Here is a 21483-nt window from a genome sequence, read left to right on the forward strand (position 1 = left end):
GGGGCTCTTTTATTTAAACTGTTCATTTAAGATGCTGTCTTCCAGCACTGAAAGCGGCTCTCCATACACACGTTCAATATGAGCTGCTCCCCAATCGCATAGCGCATTGAGAATTCTTTCGAGTGACTGTCCGTATTCACTTAATTCATATTCCACTTTAGGCGGTACCTGTTCATAGACAATCCGGTTAATGACGCCATCACTTTCAAGCTCTCTCAGCTGCTGCGTCAGCATTTTTTGTGTGATGTTTGGCATGAGCCGCTTCAATTCGCTTGTACGTTTTTTCCCGTGTGTCAAATGACATAAAATCACACACTTCCACTTCCCGCCTATGACATCAAGCGTTGCTTCCACAGAGATATTATATTTTTTCTTTTCCATCGAATATTCACTCCTCTTTGTACGAATAGGCACTTTTTAGTACCTATATTACAAAAAAGTACGTACTTTTTTTTTCGTCATCTATGTTAGATAATAACTCTTGCCGATCGGCTTCGTCTATCAAAATGTCATCACAGAAGGATGTGAACTTACTGATGAAGAACAAGCAAAACCATTTTGCTCTGCTCGCACTAGCGATTAGTGCTTTTGCTATAGGAACAACTGAGTTCATTAGTGTCGGTCTTTTGCCAATGATCTCAGAGGACTTTGGAGTGAGCGTCAGTCAGGCGGGCTGGACTGTCTCTTTATATGCACTTGGTGTGACATTTGGAGCGCCTATATTGACTTCCCTTACTTCCACGATGAAAAGAAAGACATTGCTTTTGCTCATTATGCTCGTCTTTTTGATTGGTAATACACTTGCCACCATTGCCCCGACCTTTTCAGTGCTGTTAATCGGCCGGGTGATTTCAGCCTTGTCCCATGGAATCTTCATGTCCATTGGCTCTACGATTGCTGCAAGCCTTGTCGTGAAAGAAAAACGGGCAAGCGCCATTGCCTTTATGTTCACTGGTTTAACAGTAGCGACTGTGACAGGTGTGCCATTCGGGACATTTCTTGGTCACGAGTTCGGCTGGCGGACATCATTTGGTGTAATTGTGATCATTGGTCTGATCGCACTGATATCCAACTATTTTCTTGTTCCGTCTCAACTAAAGCAGGGTGTGAAAACATCCTTTAAAGATCAAGCTGTCCTATTAAAAACAAAAAGAATCTTACTTTTATTTGTCATTACAGCCACAGGGTATGGAGGAACCTTTGTCGTCTTCACATATTTATCTCCTCTCTTGCAGCATGTCACAGGTCTTGCGCCTGGGGCTGTGGCGTTGATCCTGCTTTTATACGGAATCACGATCGCAGCCGGAAATGTCATTGGCGGAAAAGCTGCTAATGCACAGCCAATGAAAGCACTGATCTATATGTTTATTATCCAAAGCATCATCTTGTTTATCCTTAGCTTCACTGCAGGATTCACAGTGTTAGGCATTGGAACCGTCATGCTGATGGGTCTGTTTGCTTTCATGAATGTACCTGGACTGCAAGTAGCCGTCGTTGATTTTGCCGAAAGATACACCCCTGGAGCAGTCGACGTCGCATCTGCTATGAATATCGCTGCCTTTAATGCCGGTATTGCCATTGGCTCATTTTTAGGCGGCATCGTGACAGATTCACTTGGTCTTGTGCATACAGGCTGGGTCGGCGGCATCATGGTCCTCATCGCAGCCATTCTTACGATGATCAGTTATCAAATGGAACAAAAAGAACAAATACAAACCAACTAAAGGAGTTTTTATTATGGAACATTTACAAAGTACAAAAACATTAAACAATGGAGTCCGCATGCCAGGCTTTGGCCTTGGTGTATTCAAGGTGGAAGATGGAGCAGAATTAGTTGATGCTGTCAAAACAGCCATTCAATTAGGCTATCGCAGTATTGATACAGCAGCTATTTATGGAAATGAAGAAGGTGTTGGACGAGGCATACAGCTTGGTTTAGCAGAAACAGGACTGCGCCGCGAGGACATTTTTGTCACATCAAAAGTGTGGAATGCCGATTTAGGATATGAATCTACCCTTCATGCATACGAAGAAAGCTTGAAAAAACTTCAGCTTGACTACCTTGATCTGTATTTAATCCATTGGCCAGTTGAAGGAAAATACAAAGAAGCTTGGCGTGCACTGGAAACCTTGTATCGTGAAGGAAAGGTCAGAGCCATCGGAGTGAGCAACTTCCAGCCGCATCACTTAGACGAGCTATTAAAAGATGCAGAGATCAAACCAGCTATCAATCAAGTAGAATTTCATCCAAAGCTAACGCAGGAAACACTCTATACGTATTTGAACTCTCATGGCATTCAAATGGAAGCTTGGTCACCGCTGATGCAGGGTGAACTGCTGCATCACCCGCTGATCACAGAGCTGGCAGACACGTACAGTAAAACACCTGCTCAAATTATTTTGCGCTGGGATGTACAAAAAGGTGTCATCACCATCCCAAAATCAACGAAAGCACATCGTTTAAAAGAAAACGCTGATATATTTGATTTTGTCTTAACTGATGAGGATATGAAACGTCTTTCTGACTTAAATGAAAACAAACGTATCGGTCCAGATCCAGACAACTTCGACTTTTAATCAAAACACCCCCGCTTTTTTGCTTTGCGGGGGTGTTCCTATTGATCATTTTGATTTTTTAAAGGAAGCCTCATATTCTTCTATGATTTTATTCCCACCATTTGATTTCCATTTCTCTACATCTTTCTGAAATTGATCTTCACTGATGTCTCCAAGAATGAACTTATACGTCGCATCATCGATGATTTTCTTCAATTCGTTTCCACGCTCTGATGCTGTTTCTGAATACAGGCTTTCAGCAGGATTGGCAACGATGATGTTTTTATTGTCTTCTTCTAGCTCTTCATATTTAGAACGAACTGCATCCCCTTTATTTTTCAAGTAACGTTTATCAATTCCTACAAGACTGACAAGTGGCTGGACATCTGTCTGCCAGCCTTTCACTTGGCTTTCTTCCCTGACAAATGTATTTCCTTCTTCTTTCTTATAATGCTGGCCATCGATACCGTACGTCATGAGACCATACACATCTTCTTCAGCAATGCGGTCAAAGAAGGCCAAAATCCGCTTTAATTCTGCCTCTGATTTCACGCTTGTTTTAGGGAATGCGAAGATGCCATTATGACCACCTGATGCCCACACACGTTCTTTGCCATCTGGGCCTTTGATTCGGTTGATAATATCTACTTTCATGTTTTTATCTGTCGCATCATCTCGCAGGTTCACGGCATCTACCATATTTCCAACATAGATGCCTGCTTTTCCTTGTGAGAATAATTCCTGCTGCTGTGTTTTGCTTGTCACTGGGAAGTCTTTGTTGATATAGCCATTATCACGCAGCTTTTTCATGTATTTCATTGTATTCATATATTCATCTGTCATAAAGTCTGGCGTGAATTTCCCGTTTTCTTCTTTCCAGTCTGTAGGCATACCTTCATATGAACCAAGTGTTTTAAATGCTCCATAAATTAAATCGTTCCGATCCGTAAAGCCAATTGTATCCGCTTTTCCGTTTTGATTCGGGTCTTTTTCAGTAAAGGCTTTGGCTACTTCATATAGATCATCCAATGTTTTTGGTGTATCCAAATTTAAATTTTCAAGCCAATCCTTTCGAATGACAATCCCTTGTCTTGAAAGTGGTCTTTCTCTATAGATGCCATAAAGCTTGCCGTCTATAGAGGCGTTTTTATTAATCAGTTCGTTCATCTTACTTAAATTTGGATAATCCTTTAAATACGGACCGACTTCCCAGAACATGCCTGATCTGAACGCATTAATCGCAGACGAATTTTTAATGTCTTGAATCGTCACAATTTGCGGCAAATTCCCTGCTGCAAGTGCGGAATTTAACCGATCTTCCTTCACAGCATCAGGCACCCATGTAATATCAAGCTCTGTATTTGTGAGCTTCTCAATCTCTTTTAAAACGGAATCCTTCGGCGGCTGCTGATGATATAAAATTGCCATCCATGTCAGCTTTACCTTTTTGTCTAAATCAACCTTCTCATCTGATGAGTTTGCCCCTTTACTTGAACATGCTGACAAAATACCACTTGCTGCAAATAACAGGACAAACGCAATCAGCCATAATTTCTTTCTCCCCATAAGATCCCTCCGTTGTTCCATCATTTTAACCCTTTACAGAACCTAGTAATGCCCCTTTGTTGAAATGCTTTTGAATAAATGGATAGACAAGCAGAACCGGAATGGTCGCCACAACAATGACAGCCATTTTAATCGTTTGGTCTGGCGGTGGTGTGGATGAGCCCATATCCGACATATCTCCCTGCATTCCGCTTGAGACAATGACAATCTGTCTCAGCAGCACCTGAATCGGCCATTTCACTGAATCATTTAAATACAGAATGGCGGTCATATACGTATTCCAATACGTCACGGCATAAAAAAGTGAAATGGTTGCAATGGCTGGCAAAGAAAGTGGCAGCACAATTTTAAAGAAAATCCCTAAATCGTTACAGCCGTCCATCTTCGCTGATTCCTCAAGACTTGCCGGTATGTTTTGAAAAAAGTTTTTCAAAATGATTAAATTGAACGCATTGATTGCAACCGGTAGAATAAGTGACCAATACGTATCAAGCAGACCAAGTGTTTTCACCACAATAAACGTCGGAATCATACCTCCGCTAAACAGCATCGTGAAGACAACGAGAAACATCAGTGTTCTCCGGCCTTTTAGCTCCTGGCGAGACAGCCCGTATGCCATAAGCGAGGACAAAAACATGCTGACAGCTGTTCCAACAAGCGTTACAAGAATGGACAGAATGAGGCTGCGATACACAATATCTGTAGAAAAAATGTATCGATATGCCTCTAAAGAAAACGTCGTTGGGAACAGGATAAACTTCTTCGTGATGACCTCTTCTACTGTTGCAAAAGAGGCGGCAATGACATGAATGAACGGAAGCACACATATTAATGCGAACATGAGTAGAAAAGAGTAATTAAATAAATTGAACAATCGGCCTTTAATAGAACGATCTATGTTCATCACGCCCTTTCTTTGAAAGCGTTATCATTTCAACTGAAAGTAAGCTGCAGCCTGTGACGATATCGTGATTAAAATGTAACAAACGGGGGAAGAAAGCGTCTATAATCATCTTGACAGTCCAACTGGAAAGATCATGTCAGCCGTGCTTTTATGCTCATGAAACAAAAGAATAAGATCATTAGCTCATGACATGATTATGCCCTATGCCTGATCATTTTCTTCGAGTATTTCCGTCGTATTGACATCTGGTTTGTAGCCTAACTCCTGCTTCGTTTTCTCAGTAGACCATGGCTTTCCTTCATTCTCTGATACAGCATAATAGGTCCCAAAGGGAATATCCGATTCAATCGCTGCCTTTGTCATACCTGCAAGATCCTCATGTGACAGCAGTGTTCTTTTTGTTCTTTGCTTTTTGTATAATGCCTTCATCTCATCTGTCACAACTGTTCCAATCCGTAAGTTGATGACAGACATTCCCGTTTGATCGTGGAACAAACGCCCCAACTGTTCGGAAGCAAATTTTAAAATGCCATAGACATTTTTAGTCGCAGGCACATCGTCAGTTGTAATCTGCCGTCCAAGTAAGGAGCGTCCATCCTCTTCATAACGATCAGTCACATGGTTGCTGCTTGCAAAAATGACTTTTTGTATGCCAAGCTGCGCGGCTGACCGAAACATATAATAGGTACTCCTCCAAAAAATATCAGTCATTTTTGCAAATTCTTCATGATCCATCACATCATGCGTCATGTCAATGTTTAGAAGATGCAAGATGACATCTGTATCCCGCGGAATTGCCTCATATACATTCTGTTCATTCGCTGCATCGGCTAAAATGACTCCTTCTACACAGCTCGTCAGATCAATAATCGTGACACTGTACTCAGTAGAGAGCGCTTTTGTTAAAAGGCGTCCAATTACACCGCATCCGCCAATGATGGTGATTTTTTTCATCTGTCTCCTCCTTTCTTTTGACGTAGTATGTCCAAGCGTTTTCTTGATTACAGCCACTTTTTCAAAAATCGTGTCGCCTCGTGACGCATAGCGGCTGTTTCAAAATGACCTGCATGAAGATGGGCAAGCTGATATCGTTCTTTCAATGAAGCAGCTTGATAGGTTTGACTCAATACCTTTTGAATCCTTCCAACGCCTTCAGCAGGCGTGAGCTGATCAAGTTTTCCAACTAAGCTTAAATGCGGTCTTGGAAAAATCATTTCTTGAATGTCCGCTGCTGTAAAATACTTTGCTAATCTCGGTACATAGTAATAAAAGCCATGCCTATCCAAATTGTTCGTTTCAATTAATGTATGATGATCCACCTGTGCGCAAAGATCGATACACACACTGACCCTCTCATCAAGTGCAGCCGTCCACCAGGAAAGGAGACCGCCCATTGACATCCCAAAGACAGCTAACCGGTCCGCCAGTACATCAGATCGAGACATCAAATAATCAATCGCACACATGCTTTCATAGAGCATCATGCCCCACATCACTTTTCCTGTTAAAAGCATTTCCTTAAAAATTTCACTTTCTGTTCTTCCCCTTCTCTCACCAAACCCTGCATGATCAATGGCCAGTACACTATATCCTTTTGACGTAAACTCTTTTGCATATGAAGGCGCTTGCAAATAATGAGCACCCTCTAACAGCTCTTCCTTCCCGTTGACATAATTACCGCCATGAGAGTGCTGAAACAGTACTACGGGTCTTTTTTTCACCGTATCCTTCGGTTTCACGAAATAAGCAGGGACTTCCTCTACACCATTCATGGAGAGAATGAGTGTTTCCACTACATAAGATTCACGTTCCTCCATTTTTAACGTATAAGCCTCCACGCGATGACGCTCTGGCATTTCTCCTAACAGACTGAGCAGTTGTTCACGTTTGCTTTCCTTTTCCATTGACGTCACTCCTCATTTTCTTGATCACCTGTTAAAATACGAGACCGATGCAGGAATCACCTTGTTTTCGACAAAATTATGTCCCGGGAAATAAAGAACACCCACCGGTTCATACCGATGGGTGTCATCATTAGTTCGCAACAATATTGACAAGCTTCCCAGGAACCGCAATCACTTTGCGAATGGTTTTCCCTTCAAGCTGTTCTTTTACGCGTGCATCATTTTTCGCAAGCTCTTCTAACTGCTCCCTTGTTGCATCAGCAGGAACGGTTAATTTTGCTTTCACTTTACCGTTAAGCTGTACGACAATTTCTACTTCATCGTCGACAAGCTTTGACTCATCATATTGAGGCCATGCTTCATAAGAAATAGACCCTTCATGACCAAGTTTATTCCAAAGCTCTTCTGCAAGATGCGGTGCAATTGGAGAAAGAAGCTTTACAAAGCCTTCTGCATATTCTTTCGGCAGTGTATCAGCCTTATAGGCATCGTTGATAAACACCATTAATTGTGAAATGCCTGTATTGAAACGCAAGCCTTCATAATGATCAGTTACCTTCATGACGGTTTCATGATAGCTGCGTTCTAATGCGCCGCCAGATTGCTCTGTCACTTTATCACTGAGTGAGCCATCTTCATTTGTAAATAGACGCCATACACGATCAAGGAAACGACGAGCACCATCAAGTCCTGTTTCAGACCAAGCAATTGACGCATCTAAAGGTCCCATGAACATTTCATAAAGTCGTAATGTATCTGCACCATGAGATTCTACGATATCATCCGGGTTGACCACATTTCCTTTTGATTTACTCATTTTTTCATTGTTTTCCCCAAGAATCATGCCTTGGTTGAACAATTTCATGAAAGGTTCTTTTGTTGGAACAACACCGATATCATACAAGAATTTATGCCAGAAGCGTGCATATAGAAGATGCAGTACAGCGTGTTCTGCTCCGCCGATATACACATCAACTGGAAGCCATTTCTTCAGCTTCTCAGGAGATGCAAGCTCTTCTGAGTTATGAGGATCAATATAACGTAAGAAATACCAGCAGCTTCCTGCCCATTGCGGCATTGTATTCGTTTCACGGCGGCCTTTCTTACCTGTTACAGGATCTACAACCTCAACCCAGTCTTTAATATTGGCTAATGGTGATTCACCTGTACCACTTGGCTTAATCTCAGTCGTCTTAGGCAAGATCAGTGGAAGCTCTTCCTCTGAAACAGCTGAAGATGTTCCGTCCTCCCAATGAATGATTGGAATCGGTTCACCCCAGTAGCGCTGGCGGCTAAATAGCCAGTCTCTTAAACGATATGTGACTTTCTTTTCACCCTTTTGATGTTCTTCAAGCCATGCAATCGCTTTTTCAATCGCCTCTTCTTTTCCTAAGCCATTTAGGAAATCAGAGTTAATGTGCTTTCCATCACCTGTGTAGGCTTCTTTTTCGATGTCTCCGCCTTCTACAACTTCTTTGATTGGAAGATCAAAGGTTTTGGCGAATTCATAATCACGTTCATCATGAGCAGGTACGGCCATAATCGCCCCTGTTCCATAAGTGGCTAACACGTAATCTGCAATCCAGATCGGCATTTTTTCACCATTTAAGGGATTGATGGCATATGCCCCTGTGAAAATACCCGTTTTCGTTTTGGCAAGATCTGTCCGCTCTAAATCACTCTTCGATTGAATTTCTTTGATATATGCTTCGACTGCTTCTTTTTGAGTAGCTGATGTAATTTTTTCAACTAGTGCATGTTCTGGAGCAAGCACCGCATAAGTTGCACCAAATAGTGTATCAGGACGCGTTGTAAAAACCGTAAACTGTTCGTTATGCCCTTCTACTTCAAAATGAACGTGCGCACCTTCAGAGCGTCCGATCCAGTTACGCTGCATATCTTTGATGCTTTCAGGCCAATCAATGTCCTCTAAATCTTCTAACAGCCTGTCCGCATATGCTGTAATCTTTAGCATCCACTGCTTCATAGGACGTCTTTCAACAGGATGGCCTCCGCGTTCACTTTTTCCATCAATGACTTCTTCGTTTGCAAGCACTGTGCCAAGCGCTGGGCACCAGTTCACTGGTACTTCATCGATATAGGCCAATCCTTTTTCGTACAATTTTAAGAAAATCCATTGTGTCCATTTGTAGTAATTCGGATCTGTCGTGTTGATTTCTCGATCCCAATCATACGAGAACCCTAGTGATTGAATTTGGCGGCGGAAGTTATTGATGTTCTCTTCTGTAAAGGCCGCCGGGTCATTCCCTGTATCAAGTGCATACTGTTCTGCCGGGAGACCAAATGCGTCCCATCCCATTGGATGAAGAACATCATATCCCTGCATACGTTTCATGCGTGATAAAATATCCGTTGCTGTATAGCCCTCAGGGTGCCCGACATGAAGCCCTGCTCCTGATGGATATGGAAACATATCAAGCGCATAAAACTTCGGTTTATCTTCCGAGTCAGATGTGGCGAATGTTTTATGTGTCAGCCAATAATCCTGCCACTTCTTTTCAATTTCCCGATGCTGAAAACTCAATGTGAAAACCTCCTTTAATATGTACGGCTTTATCTGCTTAGATGACCACTGCAAGAATTCAGATTTTTCTAAAATCAACAAAAAACCCTCATCCCTGGAAAGGGACGAGAGATTTTTTGGTTCCCGCGGTACCACCCTTGTTAGCGTAACATGCTGTTCGTACGCTCACTTAATATCTTTAACGCAGACATGCGACAGAAGCTTTAACGCAACTGCAACTCTGAGGCGAGTTCAGAAGCAGATTTGATTGACTTTCACCAGCCGTCAATTCTCTAAAGACAAATACTGCTTTCCTACTACTCCTCTTCACTGTTCTTATCGTAACCGTCATCTAAGTAGTATTTTATAGAATTATGATCATAAGTGCAAGCAGGTTTGTATACAATGGGAATGTACCCTAGACTAGGGTAAAGTAGAGGATATTATTCGTGTGGAGATCGGTTATGACGGCTGGAGTCTGCATCCTGTGAACGCTGATCTCTTACAAAATCAAAGCTTCGCAGAACTGCTTCTCCTCCGTAACCTGAAATAATTGATAAGATGATCAAGTGCAGACTAGATTCGGGATTTGAGGATAAGACAAGCAGTGTAGCGGCAATCATCCCAACGAGCCAATCTTCAATAAACCCTAAGTAAATAAACTTTTTTGTCATTCTGGGCTTCTCTAGCCTGCCTTTTTTCTTTACGTGACCGAGAATGCCCATGACCCCTCCAATGGCGCAAGCAATAATGACTTGTTGCAGCATTTTCATCACCTTCCTAAAGCCCTTAGAATAGTAAAGCGACTTCAGGCTGTCCAGCCCCCTGTAATGCCATTCTGCTGTTCCGTCATAATCCATGTAAAAGGTCTATTCTCTCTAACGAAGAAAAAAAGCTTGTTTCTTCCATTATATGTGAATGACCTAAAAACAATCTTGATGCATTGGAATCATTTTTACCTAATCCATATTAACTATTTTTGTCATTTTATGAATGTTGAGTAATTGATTCCTTCTTTTTCTAATGAAAAGTCTCCTTACTTACTCTATTCTAATGGAGGACAAACTATGATGACAAATTTAACAAAGCGTTTGCAATCGTTGAAACAGAACATATGTTATGTTACGTTTATAAGGATTCATTTGGTTGAAAAGACAACCATTTGATATGTCTTATAGCAGCAAAGGAGGGTAATATGGTCAGCTCGAACATTTTCGGCTTGCAAAAACAGCTTGAACTCATCAAAAAAGCGCTGGATCATGCGCGCATCGGTGTTGTCATTACAGACCCTTCCTTAGAGGATAACCCTATCGTTTATGTGAATCATGGCTTTACACAAATGACTGGATACAAACCAGATGAGATTCTTGGGCGTAATTGTCGATTCCTTCAAGGAAAAGACACGGATCAAAAGCAGCTTGCTTTAATTCGTCATGGAATTCAAAACAAAACACCTATTACCACACAGCTAAAAAATTATAAAAAAGACGGCACTTTTTTTTGGAATGAACTCAATATAGATCCTCTATACATTGAACAAGATGACAAAACATTTTTCATTGGTTTTCAAAAGGATATTACGAAACAGAAAGAATATGAACAGCTCCTAGAAGATTCCTTACAGGAAGTCACCTCTCTTTCGACGCCAATCGTCCCAATCAAAAATGGTGTATCTGCCCTTCCGCTTATCGGGAAATTATCTGAAGAGCGCTTTGATGCCATTGTCGCTAAGTTAACCTGTATATTAGATGATTCAAAGGATGATTATTTAATTGTCGACCTTTCTGGTTTAATCGAAGTCGATGATTCCGTCGCAGCACGCATTTTCAAACTGCATCATCTTCTCAATCTAACGGGAACCGAACTAATCATCACTGGAATCAAACCGCAGCTTGCGATGAAAATGAAAGACCTCGATACAGATTTCCAGAATACGATCACTTATTTGACAGTAAAAGAAGCCATAAAAGGATTACCATTAGCTGAAAACCCTGTGTAAACAGGGTTTTTTTAGTTGAACCGCTTCCCAAAATGGAAAAATGAGGTATGATAGGTGTAAATAGCAATTTAGGGGGGCTGTTAGATATGTTGTTACTCATCATAGGTCTTTTATGTGTCTGTTTTGCCATCGGATATGCCGTCAATTTCTTCTTACTCAAACGCAAGAACGAGCTGATTTTTTCAAAGAAACTATTCTATCCTTTTTTGATCATTGGTCTCTTCTTTTCCATTATGTCATTACCGCTTGCTGCTGCAAATTCACCAAAAGCACAAGCCGATCCATCTTCCGAACAGCTTTTAAAGGATCAAAAGGAGCTCTCAGCTGACATTTCGAGCTTAAAAGCTGATAAAGAGTCGCTTACCTCCTCTTTAGAAGACGCGGAGAAGGAAAAAGAAAAGCTGGAAAAAAAGCTAGAAACGATCACCTCAGAAAAAGAAACGGTCAAACAGCAAGAAAAGACCATTCAATCGCTTGAAGAGAAAATAGACAAGCTTACCTCCAGCAATGAAACACTTAAACAAGAAAACAAGAATAGTAGCAGCGATACGAAATCTTCCACCGTCCAGCGATCTGCTCCTAAAGATGAAGGAAAAAGCACAGGCGGTCATGAATCACAAAAGGAAACAAAAAAAGAATCAGCTGCCTGTAACATTAAAGGGAGTGTCAACGGTATTTATCACACACCAAGCAGCAGATACTACTCTAGAACAAAGAATGTAACCAAAATGTTCTGCTCCGTAGAAGAGGCTGAGCGTGCCGGATACAGGGCACCTAAGCAATAGCGATGTTTAATTAAGATTAAAAAGAACCTCCTGAGCGCCCAATCGGGTTTTCAGGAGGTTCTTTTTTAAATTTCTCTTCTTAAAGCTGATAATACATTCGTTTTTGTTGCCTTACGTGCCGGGTTCAGCCCTGAGATGATCGCTACCCCTGCGCTGATCACTGTTGCTGTAATCACAAGGCTAAGCGGAATATAGGAAAAAGTAATCGAGAATTGATCGCTTGATCCTCCCTCAGACATGGACGACAAAATGGCTGGGATGATTAAATTAACGGCGAAACTAATCAAATATGAGATGATAATACCGATGATTGATCCGATGACTCCAATATAAGCACTTTCCATTAAGAACATTCGCTTGATAATGGATGGATTCGCGCCAATGGCTTTCATAATCCCAATCTCTTGTGTTCGCTCTGTTACCGCCATGGTCATCGTATTGAAAATACCGATGGCAGAAATAATGACTGCAATACATCCGACAAAAATAAGTCCAATTTTGAAGACTGTAAAGAACATAGCCATTCCTTCTAGCTGATTCGTCACAGAGATGACTTGGTAGCCTTCATCTGTTAGTTTATCCGTGAGTGCACCGACATTGTCGAATTTATCTGCATAAACAGAGGTCATTTTCTCGACATTTCCTGCTTCAGGAGACAGGTCGAGTATTTGGCCAAATTCTTTTTCATAAGCATTCGGAATCAGAATTTTATGATCCTCCTGCCACTCCAAATTCGGCTTTTTCAAAACACCTACTACACGGAAATCAAATGTTTTTTCTTTGACGACTTCATTTTCTTCATTTAGTTTTGGCACTTTGATTTGAATCACTTTATTTAAAATATCCTTCGTGTAGCCTTTAGGCTCCTTCGGTGTTTCTTCACCATTTGACGTCTGATTTAATTCTTTTTCATAGGCTTCGCGTTCTTTTTTTGTCCACAGTTGCTGCGCCATATGATACCCAACCACAATTTCGTTCGCTGACGTTGGGACTTTTCCTCGGTCTAGTTCAAGCCCTGCTTCTTTTTCTTCTTTCATATCGGTCAAAGCAGCCTGCGTTTCACTTGAACGGTTATCGAGCTCGACGTTAACCGATGGAATGATCGATGTTCTTGAGACAACAGATTTTACATGATCATATTTCTTTAAATCATCAATCTTGACGTCTCCTTTTTCTTTTCCTAACACTTTAATTTCTGTGATGATTTGCTGCTTCATGATTTCATCTTGAGCTGATTTTTGCAAACCAAAACCGACAGACGCTAAAACGATTAAGAAAGAGCATGCCATTGTCGTCGCAAGAATGGTCATAAACACACGCAATCTATTTTTCTTCATGTTTCTTCTTATGAATTTGACCTGATCTCTAAATTTCAATGGATTGTTCCCCTTTCTTTAATACACCATCGTGAAGCTGGAACGTTGTGTCTGCGATTGAAGCGACTTCATCGTCATGTGTAATGATGACAAATGTAATTCCTTTTTCACGATTGAGCTGCTGGATAAAGGCTAGAATTTCTCCTTCAGTTTCTGAATCGAGACTCCCTGTTGGTTCATCCGCTAAAATAATAGATGGATTTAAAATCAAGGCTCTTGCAATACTCACACGCTGCTGCTGTCCGCCTGACAGCTCATTTGGGTAATGTCCTGCGTGATGTTCAAGACCTACTCGTTTCAGCATTTCTTTTACTTTCTCTTTTCGTTCAGACGGCTTCACACCTTTTAAAGTGAGCGGAAGTTCAACGTTCTCATACGTTGTTAAGCTCCCGATCAACTGAAAGCTTTGAAAGATAAAGCCAAAGTGATCTAAGCGAAAGTCTGCCCATTCTTTTTCATTAAAGCCAGTCACATTAGTGCCATCAATGGTAATTTGTCCACTCGTTGGCGTAATATAACCTGATATTAAGTTCAACAAAGTTGATTTTCCTGAACCACTTCGTCCAACAATACAAGCAATATCGCCTCTTTTAATGGACAGGTCAATCCCTTTTAGTACAGGAATTTCATTTTCCCTGCCTTTTTTACCAATTTTAAATACATGATCTAATGCTTGAATCTGAATCATCTCTACTCCCCTGCTCTCTGTTTATCTTTTTCGATAGATTAAGAAATAACTCGTTAGTGCGCCCACAGCTCCACCGATGAGCATGCCAGCAATATAACCAAATATGGAATTATCTGATGCAAATCCAAACCACCCAAACCCTAGAACACCGAAGACAATGACCATAATCTGAATCGGTCTATCCATATTTGAGTAAAGGAAGAAGCGGCCATTTCTTTCAATTGGATGTTTTATAAAGCTAATTAAGCCAATTAGATAGAACAGAACCATCATGACAATAGGTATAATGAATTCTTCACCCGTGAACCAATAAGGATAATCGGGTTGGAAAGGGTGCGTTGTAATATAAGTAATTGGAGACATAGGCACTAATAAATACGTGAAGCTCTTATCTACCCAACTACCACTTGTCTTGATGATAATATCTAAATGAAGAAGCGGTAATCCGATCACTAAAAAGGGTAAAGTAGCTGTGCTGAACCCAACAATTGCTTGTGAAATGGAACTTCCAGTTAAAGTACCCGCTGCAAAAAATAAACTATAAAACATCAAGGAGGTTACAAGCGAAAGGACATAACCGTTATGAAAACCAGATGTTTCCAACGGATTAAGTCCTAAAATAAGTAAATAGGTAAGAATAAAAGAAACAGCATGAACGACTGCAATGATTCCAGCACCTAAGAAAAACTTTGTGTGATAAATTGCACTTCTGCTAAACGGTAAAGATAAGGTAAAGTCCATATGCCCTTTATTTCTCTCAAATCCCAGCTGAATGACAGCAAAGAAGAGCCCCATTAACCAAGAAAGGGAGAGGAAAGCATCTGTATTAAAGAAATATGAAAAACGCGGTGAATCGACAATACACTCTGTATCGTTTAGACACGTTTGAAAAGAAGAATATTCCATTAAGAATGCGAAGGGTGTCGCAAGCGTAGCAACGAGCATCACTAAAATGAATGTCAGCTCAGACTGCTTCCACTCCTTATATAATAATTGCCGCTTTACCATCTGCGTTTCCCTCCAAACTTTGCAATGAATACTTCTTCTAAATTCACAGGCAGTTCATGCCATACTTTTGGCTTTAGTGACTTCAAGTACTCTTTAGCCTCCACGTCGGTTTTAAGAACAAGCGCTGTATAAAAAACGCCCGCTTGATCCAAAATCGCAACGCCATTTTTACGAATACTTAAGTTCATATCTTCTTCAAAGGCCATTTGGATTTTGACATAGTCATCCTTTAATTCATCTAAATCCATGACACTTGTGAGTTCATTTCCTTCTAAAAATCCGATTCGATTACACATACGCTCAATGTCTTCTAAACGGTGAGATGTAATGAGAATCGATGTTTCACGTTCTGCCACTTCGTCGATCATGAGCTGAAGCACATCATTTCTTGTAACAGCGTCGATTCCATCAGTCGGCTCATCCAATAAAATGACCGCTGGTTTGATCGCAAAGCTTAAAATGAGCGACAGCTGTTTCTTTAATCCTGTCGACAATTCACGATATTTCACTTTTTCCGGGATCTCATACCGGTTCACAAGCTCATTGGCATATGTCACGTCAAACTTTGGATACAGTTGTTTTAAAAGCTTTACAAGCTGTCCATAATTGTACCTGTCAAAGTAAGGATTTACGACCGGCATATATACAATATTTTGCTTGACTAGCGGGTGGTCTTTCACCAGCACGTCTTTGAAATAAATCTCTCCTTCATCCGGAAGAAGAATTTGCTGTATCAATCGGAGAAGCGTTGTTTTTCCAGAGCCATTCCGCCCTAACAGACCGAAGATCTCACCTTTTCCTATTTTGAAGGAAACGTCACTGAGGACTTGGCGTCCATTTAAAGTTTTTGATACATTTCTGACCTCAATCAACTTGTTTTCCTCCTTTAAGACTTGAGCCGATCTCTTCTAGCCATTCCTTCAGTTGATGAATATCAATACCGGCATAATGAGCTTCTATGATGAGTTGTCTTAACTGTTCTTTCATCTCGAGCACCTTCCCTTCATTCAGCTTTAACTGAGCACCTTCTGTTACATACGTACCACGGCCTCTTAGCGTTTCAATAATCCCTTCCCGTTCAAGTTCTTTATACGCTTTGCTGACGGTGTTTGGGTTGGCAATAATAATGGTGGCGAGCTCTCTGACAGAGGGCAGTTTGTCACCTGGTTTCATCACGCCTTTTAAACATAAAATTTTGAGCTGCTCAATGATTTGTTCATATATTGGTGCAGCGCTTCTTGGATCTATTTGGATCATGATGGCTCCCTCTTTCCTCATTCATGCTTTTGCAGTCCTATCGCTTGTTCATGTCCTTGCATTAAAGGGACCGAATTGGGTATCAAATCTTTTTGAACTTCAAAACCAATGAAAACGAGAACGAAAAAAAATGTACATGCTAACGCAACAGCCAGCACCATCCACTTCAAATTGATTGGCTTTTTTTCTTTTTTCATGGTTGAACACCTTTCTTCACTTTTTAAGTGTCTGTAGTGTATTAGTTGATGTAGTACACTTAATACAATATAGACACTTAATTGAAAAGTCAAGAGACTCTAGAAAAAAATAGGCTGTTTTCGTAAAGATTGTTGCTTTCTTGATTATACTGTTAAAAGGTTGTTACAGTGGGCATTCGGGAGGCGTTTAAGTATGTGGGAAAATGTTTATGAAGAGTTCAGCAATTTAACCAAATCAGAGCAATTAGCCTTGTTTAACGTAATGAAACAAGACTTGTTTCCAGACGAACCAGATAAAATGACGAAACTATTTAAAAGCATTCGTGAAGCCAGATTTGCTTCTGGTTTATGGTTGAGGGTTATACTCTACCCAAAATTGCTGAACGCCTTAAAATACAAATTTCCACCGCATTTTATTGGAGACATAAAATCTTGAACGCATCAGGCAGTTTCGGATTTAATCAACTATAAGGTATCGTTGAAAGTGATGAAACTTTCTTTCGTGAGTCTATGAAGGGGCGAGAAATCACCCATAGAAAAGCCAAAAAGCGTGGAGAAAATGACGAAAAGAGAGGTAATTCTAACCTTAAAATTGCTGTTGTCGTAGCACAAGACCGTAATGGAAGTGTAATTGCTCGTAAGGCAGGAACAGGTCGTGTTAAATCAGAAGGGTGAGTATATTCACCCTTCTGCTTTGCTATGCACTGAAACAGCAACAAATTATAAAAAGTTCGCAAAGATAACAGGATTACAACATGAACAGTCAATGAGCGTCAAAAACAGCGTGTAAAGAAGTGGATTTACCACATTTAACACGTTAATAATTTTTCATAATCGCCTGTAAAAGTGGATGGAGCGTTCTCAAGGAGTTGCAACAAAATATTTGGACAACTACCTCTACTGGTTCCGATGGCTTGATAAGGAAAAGAATTTAGCATTTGAAAAACGAGTAGAGCAAAGGCTTGTTTTAGCGTGTCAAAAATCTAATTATAGTACAGTTGAGATGTTGAGAAGTGCAATAATAAAAGACCCCAATATTAAGGTCTCTACAAGGTTTTAATTAGATACTATTACTTGGTTTTTGGACTTGCTTTTGAACAGGATTAGCACCCACCATACTAATAAAAATATATAGCCTATAACTGTATAGATAGACCAAACTGCCCCCTGTTGCAATTGACTAAATAAGTGTTCAAATTCATTCATTCCTTCTACTCTACCAATGCTATTTATCAGGCTAATAATCGGAATTGTAACAGTAAATACAATGGTTAGAATGGACAATCCCCTATGTTTATTTTTCACAACACTGAATATTGCAGTTCCAAATGTTGCTAAGAAAAACAAGTAATATAATGCCCAAAACCAATTAGGAAGGGTCTCCAACATTTTTTCTACCCCCTTGATTAAAGATATTTGCAATTTCTTTATATAACATATTTTAACAGAATAAAAACCAATTACAAATATATATCCAAAAACAACAATCTTTGCGAAAACATCCAAAAAATAAAACAGACCCTTTAAGAAGGATCTGTTCATCAAACATTATCGTAAGAAATTCCTAATATCATTTGGTTTTGCAAGCTCTGAATTTGAACACGCGCCCTGTCTAACCGTTCTCTTTGCTGGTCATTGGCGACATCTTTTAATTTTTCTAATTCGTTGACCGTATTCTCAAGCATGAGCTGTGCTTTAGAAAATTCTTCCTCATTATAATGTTCCTGTCGTGAGCTCAAATCAAATTGCTCACTTGCAAACTCAAGGGTTTCAGTACTTTTTTGGATAAATTCATCGATCGACTGCCTTGTTGCCATCTTACATTCCCTCCATTTCATCATCGCTCCCGCCTATTTTGCCCATGTAAAGCTTTTTCACTAAAGAAAATGTTGGACAGATTCAATTGTCCTCCTTCGTGATTTTTGTTAAACTTTAAGGATGCCTATTATTACGCAAGGAGGTTACTGACTTGGATCAGCATAACCCTTTTTTATATTCAAACAGCGAAAAACGTTATCACACATGGAACTACCATTTGCGTGAACATTTTGGTCATAAAGTATTTAAAGTAGCCTTAGACGGCGGCTTTGACTGCCCAAACCGTGATGGTACCGTAGCCCACGGCGGCTGTACATTTTGCAGTGCCGCTGGTTCTGGTGATTTTGCAGGAAACCGGGCTGATGATCTCATCACTCAATTTAATGAGATCAAAGACCGGATGCATACAAAATGGAAAGACGGAAAATACATGGCGTATTTTCAGGCGTATACAAACACACACGCGCCGCTTCCTGTCCTAAAAGAAAAATATGAAACCGTCATGAACCTGGATGGTGTCGTAGGTCTATCCATTGCAACAAGACCTGACTGTCTGCCGGATGACGTAGTGGAGTATTTAGCCGAATTAAACGAACGCACTTACCTATGGGTAGAGCTCGGTCTTCAAACGGTACACGAACGGACAGCGATGCTCATTAACCGTGCTCATGATTATGAATGCTACGTTGAAGGTGTAGAAAAGCTGAGAAAACACGGAATTCGTGTCTGCTCGCATATTATCAACGGATTGCCTCTTGAAAACCGGGACATGATGATGGAAACAGCAAAAGCTGTTGCGGATTTAGATGTGCAAGGAATTAAAATTCATTTGCTTCACCTTTTAAAAGGGACCCCAATGGTCAAGCAATATGAAAAAGGAAAGCTTGAGTTTTTAAGCCAGGAGGAATATGTTCAGCTTGTTTGTGATCAGCTGGAGATTCTTCCGCCAGAAATGATTATTCATCGTATTACAGGAGACGGCCCAATTGAATTAATGGTTGGTCCAATGTGGAGTGTAAATAAGTGGGAAGTACTAAATGCCATTAATGCTGAGCTTGAAAGACGTAACAGCTACCAAGGGAAACGTTTCGTCAGATTGGAAGAAGCAGCAAAATGATTTTGAAACGCATGCTTCCTTTTAGTAAAGAGCTGTTAGAACGCGCGTGTCAAAAAGGCGACATCGTCATAGATGCAACAATGGGAAACGGCCACGATACACTCTATTTAGCTGACCTTGTAGGAACTGATGGTCAAGTGTTTGCATTCGACGTGCAAGAGGAAGCCTTGCAGCAGACAAGCAAAAGGCTTGGCGATCAATATCCTTACGTTCACCTGATCCATGATGGACATGAAAAACTGGCGGATCATCTGCCGAAGGATGTTTATGGACATATATCTGGTGCAGTGTTTAACCTTGGGTATCTGCCCGGAGGCGATAAAGCCGTTACCACTCAGGCGCATACAACCATTGAAGCGATTAAACAACTCCTCGAATGGCTCAAACCCGGAGGACTGATCGTCCTTGTGATCTACCATGGACATCCCGAAGGTAAAAGAGAAAAAGAAGTGCTTCTCGACTATTGCAGATCACTGTCTCATGAAGAAGTACAAGTTTTATCATATCAATACATGAATATTCAAAACGACCCGCCTTTTGTGGTCGCCATTGAAAAAAGCTAAAATGATGTGCATTTTAGCTTTTTTCTTTTCAACATGATAGAAAACCTTTGCAGACCTGACACCGAACGCGATGGTTTGTCTACACGCTGAAGCTCAAATCTAATGGATTTGAGCTTTTTTATGATGATTTCATCCAAGGCATTTTCTGATAGGTCCGATAGGCTCTTCCGTTAATATAGAAAAAGAACGATGTTTTCCCGCTTGATTTGATCAGCCTTTTTGCCAGCTTGTTCATCTCTTTTTGGGCTGTCACTTTTTCATCGGACAAATAGACCGCCAGTAATCCTCTGTTAATCAATTTGTGAAAGTTCTCATGCGGAATGCCTTTCAGCTGCTCATCCGCTTTTTCGATAAAATGCTGTAGTCTATCCATCATCTCATGATGAGAATCGTAGTATGAGCAAAAGTTCAGATCTCCCCCAAGCCGGTCCTCTTCTTGATCAATTAAATAATCGAGTAATATGTGCAGACCTTGAATATAAGGGAAATAGCTTTCGTAAATTTGCTTCGCCTGCTTTTCTGTAAAATCAGGCTGCAGCGCATACGCCACAAGACAGAATATCCCTAACGTCGATCCCGCACAAGCTGAAAACTCATACCATTCCATCTTCGGCAAATCCTTTTCATATTGGCGGAACCACGACTCTAGCCTTGGCACTCGCTCATGAGGAACAACGTGCTTATGTACTTGCAGATCACTATAGTAATCACACAGCGTATGTAAATATGGCTGAATGATTGGATAATGCTCAACGCGCGTAAGCACGTCTTGACATGTGCGGACAAGCGCATGTAAGTATCCATGATCCTCTTGATCCTCACGGAATTGATAATATGGCTTGAGCTCAGCATGAATATCAAGCGCATCTCTCATCGCTTGATGCAGCATATGAAAATCCTTTGGATCAAGCGACGTGCTGCGGTCACATAGGTTATCTAAGTAATCACTGATGGTTTGATATGCCACGATGAATTCAATACACGTTTCTTTCTCTTCACCTGCTAGAAGTGATAAAATACCTCCGCCTTCACAGTGAAACGTTTTACTAGATATGCTCGCTAGTGCCTGCGTTCTCAGTTCTTCATTTTCAATCATTTCTGCATGAGCCCGCCACTTTTTCAGCTCCTGATGAACAAGCGGAAAAATATCTTTATACACCTTTGTCATCAGTGCAAAAGGACGCTCTGGTACTGACAAATCACTCCACCCCCAACTTAAAG

General features: G+C 40.7%; 22 protein-coding genes, 1 pseudogene and 1 other annotated feature. Of the genes and pseudogenes, 7 read left to right on the forward strand and 16 right to left on the reverse strand.

Annotated features, from left to right (window positions below; translation table 11 throughout):
- Positions 1-9: 9 nt before the first annotated feature.
- Positions 10-381 (reverse strand): winged helix-turn-helix transcriptional regulator, encoded by a 372-nt coding sequence (locus QR42_RS13425; protein WP_034322520.1) that lies wholly within the window; start codon positions 379-381, stop codon positions 10-12.
- A 155-nt stretch (positions 382-536) separates the two neighbouring features.
- Between QR42_RS13425 and QR42_RS13430 the strand changes: the two genes are divergently transcribed.
- Positions 537-1724, forward strand: a complete 1188-nt coding sequence (locus QR42_RS13430) for an MFS transporter (RefSeq protein WP_039180778.1) — start codon at positions 537-539, stop codon at positions 1722-1724.
- 10 nt (positions 1725-1734) lie between these two features.
- The gene (locus tag QR42_RS13435; RefSeq protein ID WP_180272432.1) at positions 1735-2577 is read left to right on the forward strand and encodes an aldo/keto reductase; all 843 of its coding nucleotides are present in this window, start codon (positions 1735-1737) and stop codon (positions 2575-2577) included.
- Positions 2578-2622: 45 nt separating this feature from the next.
- On the opposite strand, the gene QR42_RS13440 is transcribed toward QR42_RS13435, so the two are convergent.
- The 6 genes from QR42_RS13440 to QR42_RS13465 all read right to left on the reverse strand — a co-directional run bounded on the left by QR42_RS13440 (position 2623) and on the right by QR42_RS13465 (position 10227).
- On the reverse strand, positions 2623-4122 hold the full coding sequence (locus tag QR42_RS13440; protein WP_039180784.1) for an extracellular solute-binding protein: 1500 nt from the start codon (positions 4120-4122) through the stop codon (positions 2623-2625).
- A gap of 25 nt (positions 4123-4147) precedes the next feature.
- Complete coding sequence (locus tag QR42_RS13445) at positions 4148-5008, reverse strand: carbohydrate ABC transporter permease (RefSeq protein ID WP_144246083.1); 861 nt, start codon at positions 5006-5008, stop codon at positions 4148-4150.
- 219 nt (positions 5009-5227) lie between these two features.
- Complete coding sequence (locus QR42_RS13450; RefSeq protein WP_039180791.1) at positions 5228-5980, reverse strand: NAD-dependent epimerase/dehydratase family protein; 753 nt, start codon at positions 5978-5980, stop codon at positions 5228-5230.
- A 47-nt stretch (positions 5981-6027) separates the two neighbouring features.
- Positions 6028-6930, reverse strand: a complete 903-nt coding sequence (locus QR42_RS13455; RefSeq protein WP_039180794.1) for a dienelactone hydrolase family protein — start codon at positions 6928-6930, stop codon at positions 6028-6030.
- A 130-nt stretch (positions 6931-7060) separates the two neighbouring features.
- The gene (gene leuS / locus QR42_RS13460; protein ID WP_039180797.1) at positions 7061-9475 is read right to left on the reverse strand and encodes a leucine--tRNA ligase; all 2415 of its coding nucleotides are present in this window, start codon (positions 9473-9475) and stop codon (positions 7061-7063) included.
- Positions 9476-9572: 97 nt separating this feature from the next.
- Positions 9573-9794: a binding site (T-box leader), on the reverse strand.
- A gap of 103 nt (positions 9795-9897) precedes the next feature.
- Positions 9898-10227 carry a DUF4257 domain-containing protein gene (locus QR42_RS13465; protein WP_228280384.1) on the reverse strand — a complete coding sequence of 110 codons (330 nt, stop codon included), beginning with the start codon at positions 10225-10227 and terminating at the stop codon, positions 9898-9900.
- 422 nt (positions 10228-10649) lie between these two features.
- On the opposite strand from QR42_RS13465, the gene QR42_RS13470 reads away from it, so the two are divergent.
- Both QR42_RS13470 and QR42_RS13475 read left to right on the forward strand, forming a co-directional pair.
- Positions 10650-11453 carry a YtvA family blue-light photoreceptor gene (locus QR42_RS13470; protein ID WP_039180805.1) on the forward strand — a complete coding sequence of 268 codons (804 nt, stop codon included), beginning with the start codon at positions 10650-10652 and terminating at the stop codon, positions 11451-11453.
- Between the two features lie 86 nt (positions 11454-11539).
- The gene (locus tag QR42_RS13475) at positions 11540-12238 is read left to right on the forward strand and encodes a sunset domain-containing protein (RefSeq protein ID WP_039180808.1); all 699 of its coding nucleotides are present in this window, start codon (positions 11540-11542) and stop codon (positions 12236-12238) included.
- 65 nt (positions 12239-12303) lie between these two features.
- Here QR42_RS13475 and QR42_RS13480 read toward each other — a convergent pair whose 3' ends face one another.
- Genes QR42_RS13480 through QR42_RS13505 form a run of 6 tightly spaced genes read right to left on the reverse strand, consistent with a single transcriptional unit; the run spans position 12304 to position 16764 of the window.
- The gene (locus QR42_RS13480) at positions 12304-13614 is read right to left on the reverse strand and encodes an ABC transporter permease (protein ID WP_039180812.1); all 1311 of its coding nucleotides are present in this window, start codon (positions 13612-13614) and stop codon (positions 12304-12306) included.
- The gene (locus tag QR42_RS13485; RefSeq protein WP_039180816.1) at positions 13604-14302 is read right to left on the reverse strand and encodes an ABC transporter ATP-binding protein; all 699 of its coding nucleotides are present in this window, start codon (positions 14300-14302) and stop codon (positions 13604-13606) included. Before QR42_RS13485 ends, QR42_RS13480 begins: the two co-directional genes overlap by 11 nt.
- 21 nt (positions 14303-14323) lie before the next feature.
- Positions 14324-15310 (reverse strand): ABC-2 transporter permease, encoded by a 987-nt coding sequence (locus QR42_RS13490; protein WP_039180819.1) that lies wholly within the window; start codon positions 15308-15310, stop codon positions 14324-14326.
- A complete protein-coding gene (locus QR42_RS13495; protein ID WP_039180822.1) occupies positions 15304-16182 on the reverse strand; it encodes an ATP-binding cassette domain-containing protein in 879 nt (292 codons plus the stop codon). Before QR42_RS13495 ends, QR42_RS13490 begins: the two co-directional genes overlap by 7 nt.
- Complete coding sequence (locus QR42_RS13500) at positions 16175-16567, reverse strand: GntR family transcriptional regulator (protein WP_019743690.1); 393 nt, start codon at positions 16565-16567, stop codon at positions 16175-16177. Before QR42_RS13500 ends, QR42_RS13495 begins: the two co-directional genes overlap by 8 nt.
- A 17-nt stretch (positions 16568-16584) precedes the next feature.
- Positions 16585-16764 carry a hypothetical protein gene (locus tag QR42_RS13505; RefSeq protein WP_039180825.1) on the reverse strand — a complete coding sequence of 60 codons (180 nt, stop codon included), beginning with the start codon at positions 16762-16764 and terminating at the stop codon, positions 16585-16587.
- Between the two features lie 193 nt (positions 16765-16957).
- Here QR42_RS13505 and QR42_RS19125 point away from each other — a divergent pair.
- Positions 16958-17824, forward strand: a pseudogene (locus QR42_RS19125) (IS1595 family transposase).
- Here the strand turns inward: QR42_RS19125 and QR42_RS13525 are convergent.
- Together QR42_RS13525 and QR42_RS13530 are read right to left on the reverse strand one after the other, a co-directional pair.
- The gene (locus QR42_RS13525; protein WP_039183270.1) at positions 17821-18153 is read right to left on the reverse strand and encodes a hypothetical protein; all 333 of its coding nucleotides are present in this window, start codon (positions 18151-18153) and stop codon (positions 17821-17823) included. The pseudogene QR42_RS19125 and the gene QR42_RS13525 sit on opposite strands and share 4 nt — an antisense overlap.
- Positions 18154-18305: 152 nt before the next feature.
- Positions 18306-18581 (reverse strand): YtzC family protein, encoded by a 276-nt coding sequence (locus QR42_RS13530; protein ID WP_039180834.1) that lies wholly within the window; start codon positions 18579-18581, stop codon positions 18306-18308.
- A gap of 152 nt (positions 18582-18733) precedes the next feature.
- Between QR42_RS13530 and QR42_RS13535 the strand changes: the two genes are divergently transcribed.
- Positions 18734-19699: a tRNA modification radical SAM protein MnmL/YtqA gene (locus tag QR42_RS13535; protein ID WP_017358356.1), complete on the forward strand. Its 966-nt coding sequence runs from the start codon at positions 18734-18736 to the stop codon at positions 19697-19699.
- Positions 19696-20262, forward strand: a complete 567-nt coding sequence (locus QR42_RS13540; protein ID WP_039180837.1) for a tRNA 5-(aminomethyl)-2-thiouridylate-methyltransferase MnmM — start codon at positions 19696-19698, stop codon at positions 20260-20262. The genes QR42_RS13535 and QR42_RS13540 overlap by 4 nt, the downstream gene beginning before the upstream one ends.
- 118 nt (positions 20263-20380) lie before the next feature.
- On the opposite strand, the gene QR42_RS13545 is transcribed toward QR42_RS13540, so the two are convergent.
- Entirely contained in the window at positions 20381-21460 is a 1080-nt protein-coding gene (locus QR42_RS13545) for a tetraprenyl-beta-curcumene synthase family protein (RefSeq protein WP_039180839.1), read from the reverse strand.
- Positions 21461-21483 lie beyond the last annotated feature (23 nt).

It is taken from the genome of Bacillus sp. WP8, assembly GCF_000800825.1.
GTDB lineage: Bacteria > Bacillota > Bacilli > Bacillales > Bacillaceae > Bacillus > Bacillus safensis.

Coding starts and splice junctions, on each gene's coding strand:
- QR42_RS13425 (WP_034322520.1), bottom strand. CDS start 381: ATGGAAAAGAAAAAATATAATATCTCTGTGGAAGCAACGCTTGATGTC.
- QR42_RS13430 (WP_039180778.1), top strand. CDS start 537: ATGAAGAACAAGCAAAACCATTTTGCTCTGCTCGCACTAGCGATTAGT.
- QR42_RS13440 (WP_039180784.1), bottom strand. CDS start 4,122: ATGGGGAGAAAGAAATTATGGCTGATTGCGTTTGTCCTGTTATTTGCA.
- QR42_RS13450 (WP_039180791.1), bottom strand. CDS start 5,980: ATGAAAAAAATCACCATCATTGGCGGATGCGGTGTAATTGGACGCCTT.
- QR42_RS13455 (WP_039180794.1), bottom strand. CDS start 6,930: ATGGAAAAGGAAAGCAAACGTGAACAACTGCTCAGTCTGTTAGGAGAA.
- QR42_RS13465 (WP_228280384.1), bottom strand. CDS start 10,227: ATGAAAATGCTGCAACAAGTCATTATTGCTTGCGCCATTGGAGGGGTC.
- QR42_RS13470 (WP_039180805.1), top strand. CDS start 10,650: ATGGTCAGCTCGAACATTTTCGGCTTGCAAAAACAGCTTGAACTCATC.
- QR42_RS13475 (WP_039180808.1), top strand. CDS start 11,540: ATGTTGTTACTCATCATAGGTCTTTTATGTGTCTGTTTTGCCATCGGA.
- QR42_RS13485 (WP_039180816.1), bottom strand. CDS start 14,302: ATGATTCAGATTCAAGCATTAGATCATGTATTTAAAATTGGTAAAAAA.
- QR42_RS13490 (WP_039180819.1), bottom strand. CDS start 15,310: ATGGTAAAGCGGCAATTATTATATAAGGAGTGGAAGCAGTCTGAGCTG.
- QR42_RS13500 (WP_019743690.1), bottom strand. CDS start 16,567: ATGATCCAAATAGATCCAAGAAGCGCTGCACCAATATATGAACAAATC.
- QR42_RS13505 (WP_039180825.1), bottom strand. CDS start 16,764: ATGAAAAAAGAAAAAAAGCCAATCAATTTGAAGTGGATGGTGCTGGCT.
- QR42_RS13525 (WP_039183270.1), bottom strand. CDS start 18,153: ATGTTGGAGACCCTTCCTAATTGGTTTTGGGCATTATATTACTTGTTT.
- QR42_RS13530 (WP_039180834.1), bottom strand. CDS start 18,581: ATGGCAACAAGGCAGTCGATCGATGAATTTATCCAAAAAAGTACTGAA.
- QR42_RS13540 (WP_039180837.1), top strand. CDS start 19,696: ATGATTTTGAAACGCATGCTTCCTTTTAGTAAAGAGCTGTTAGAACGC.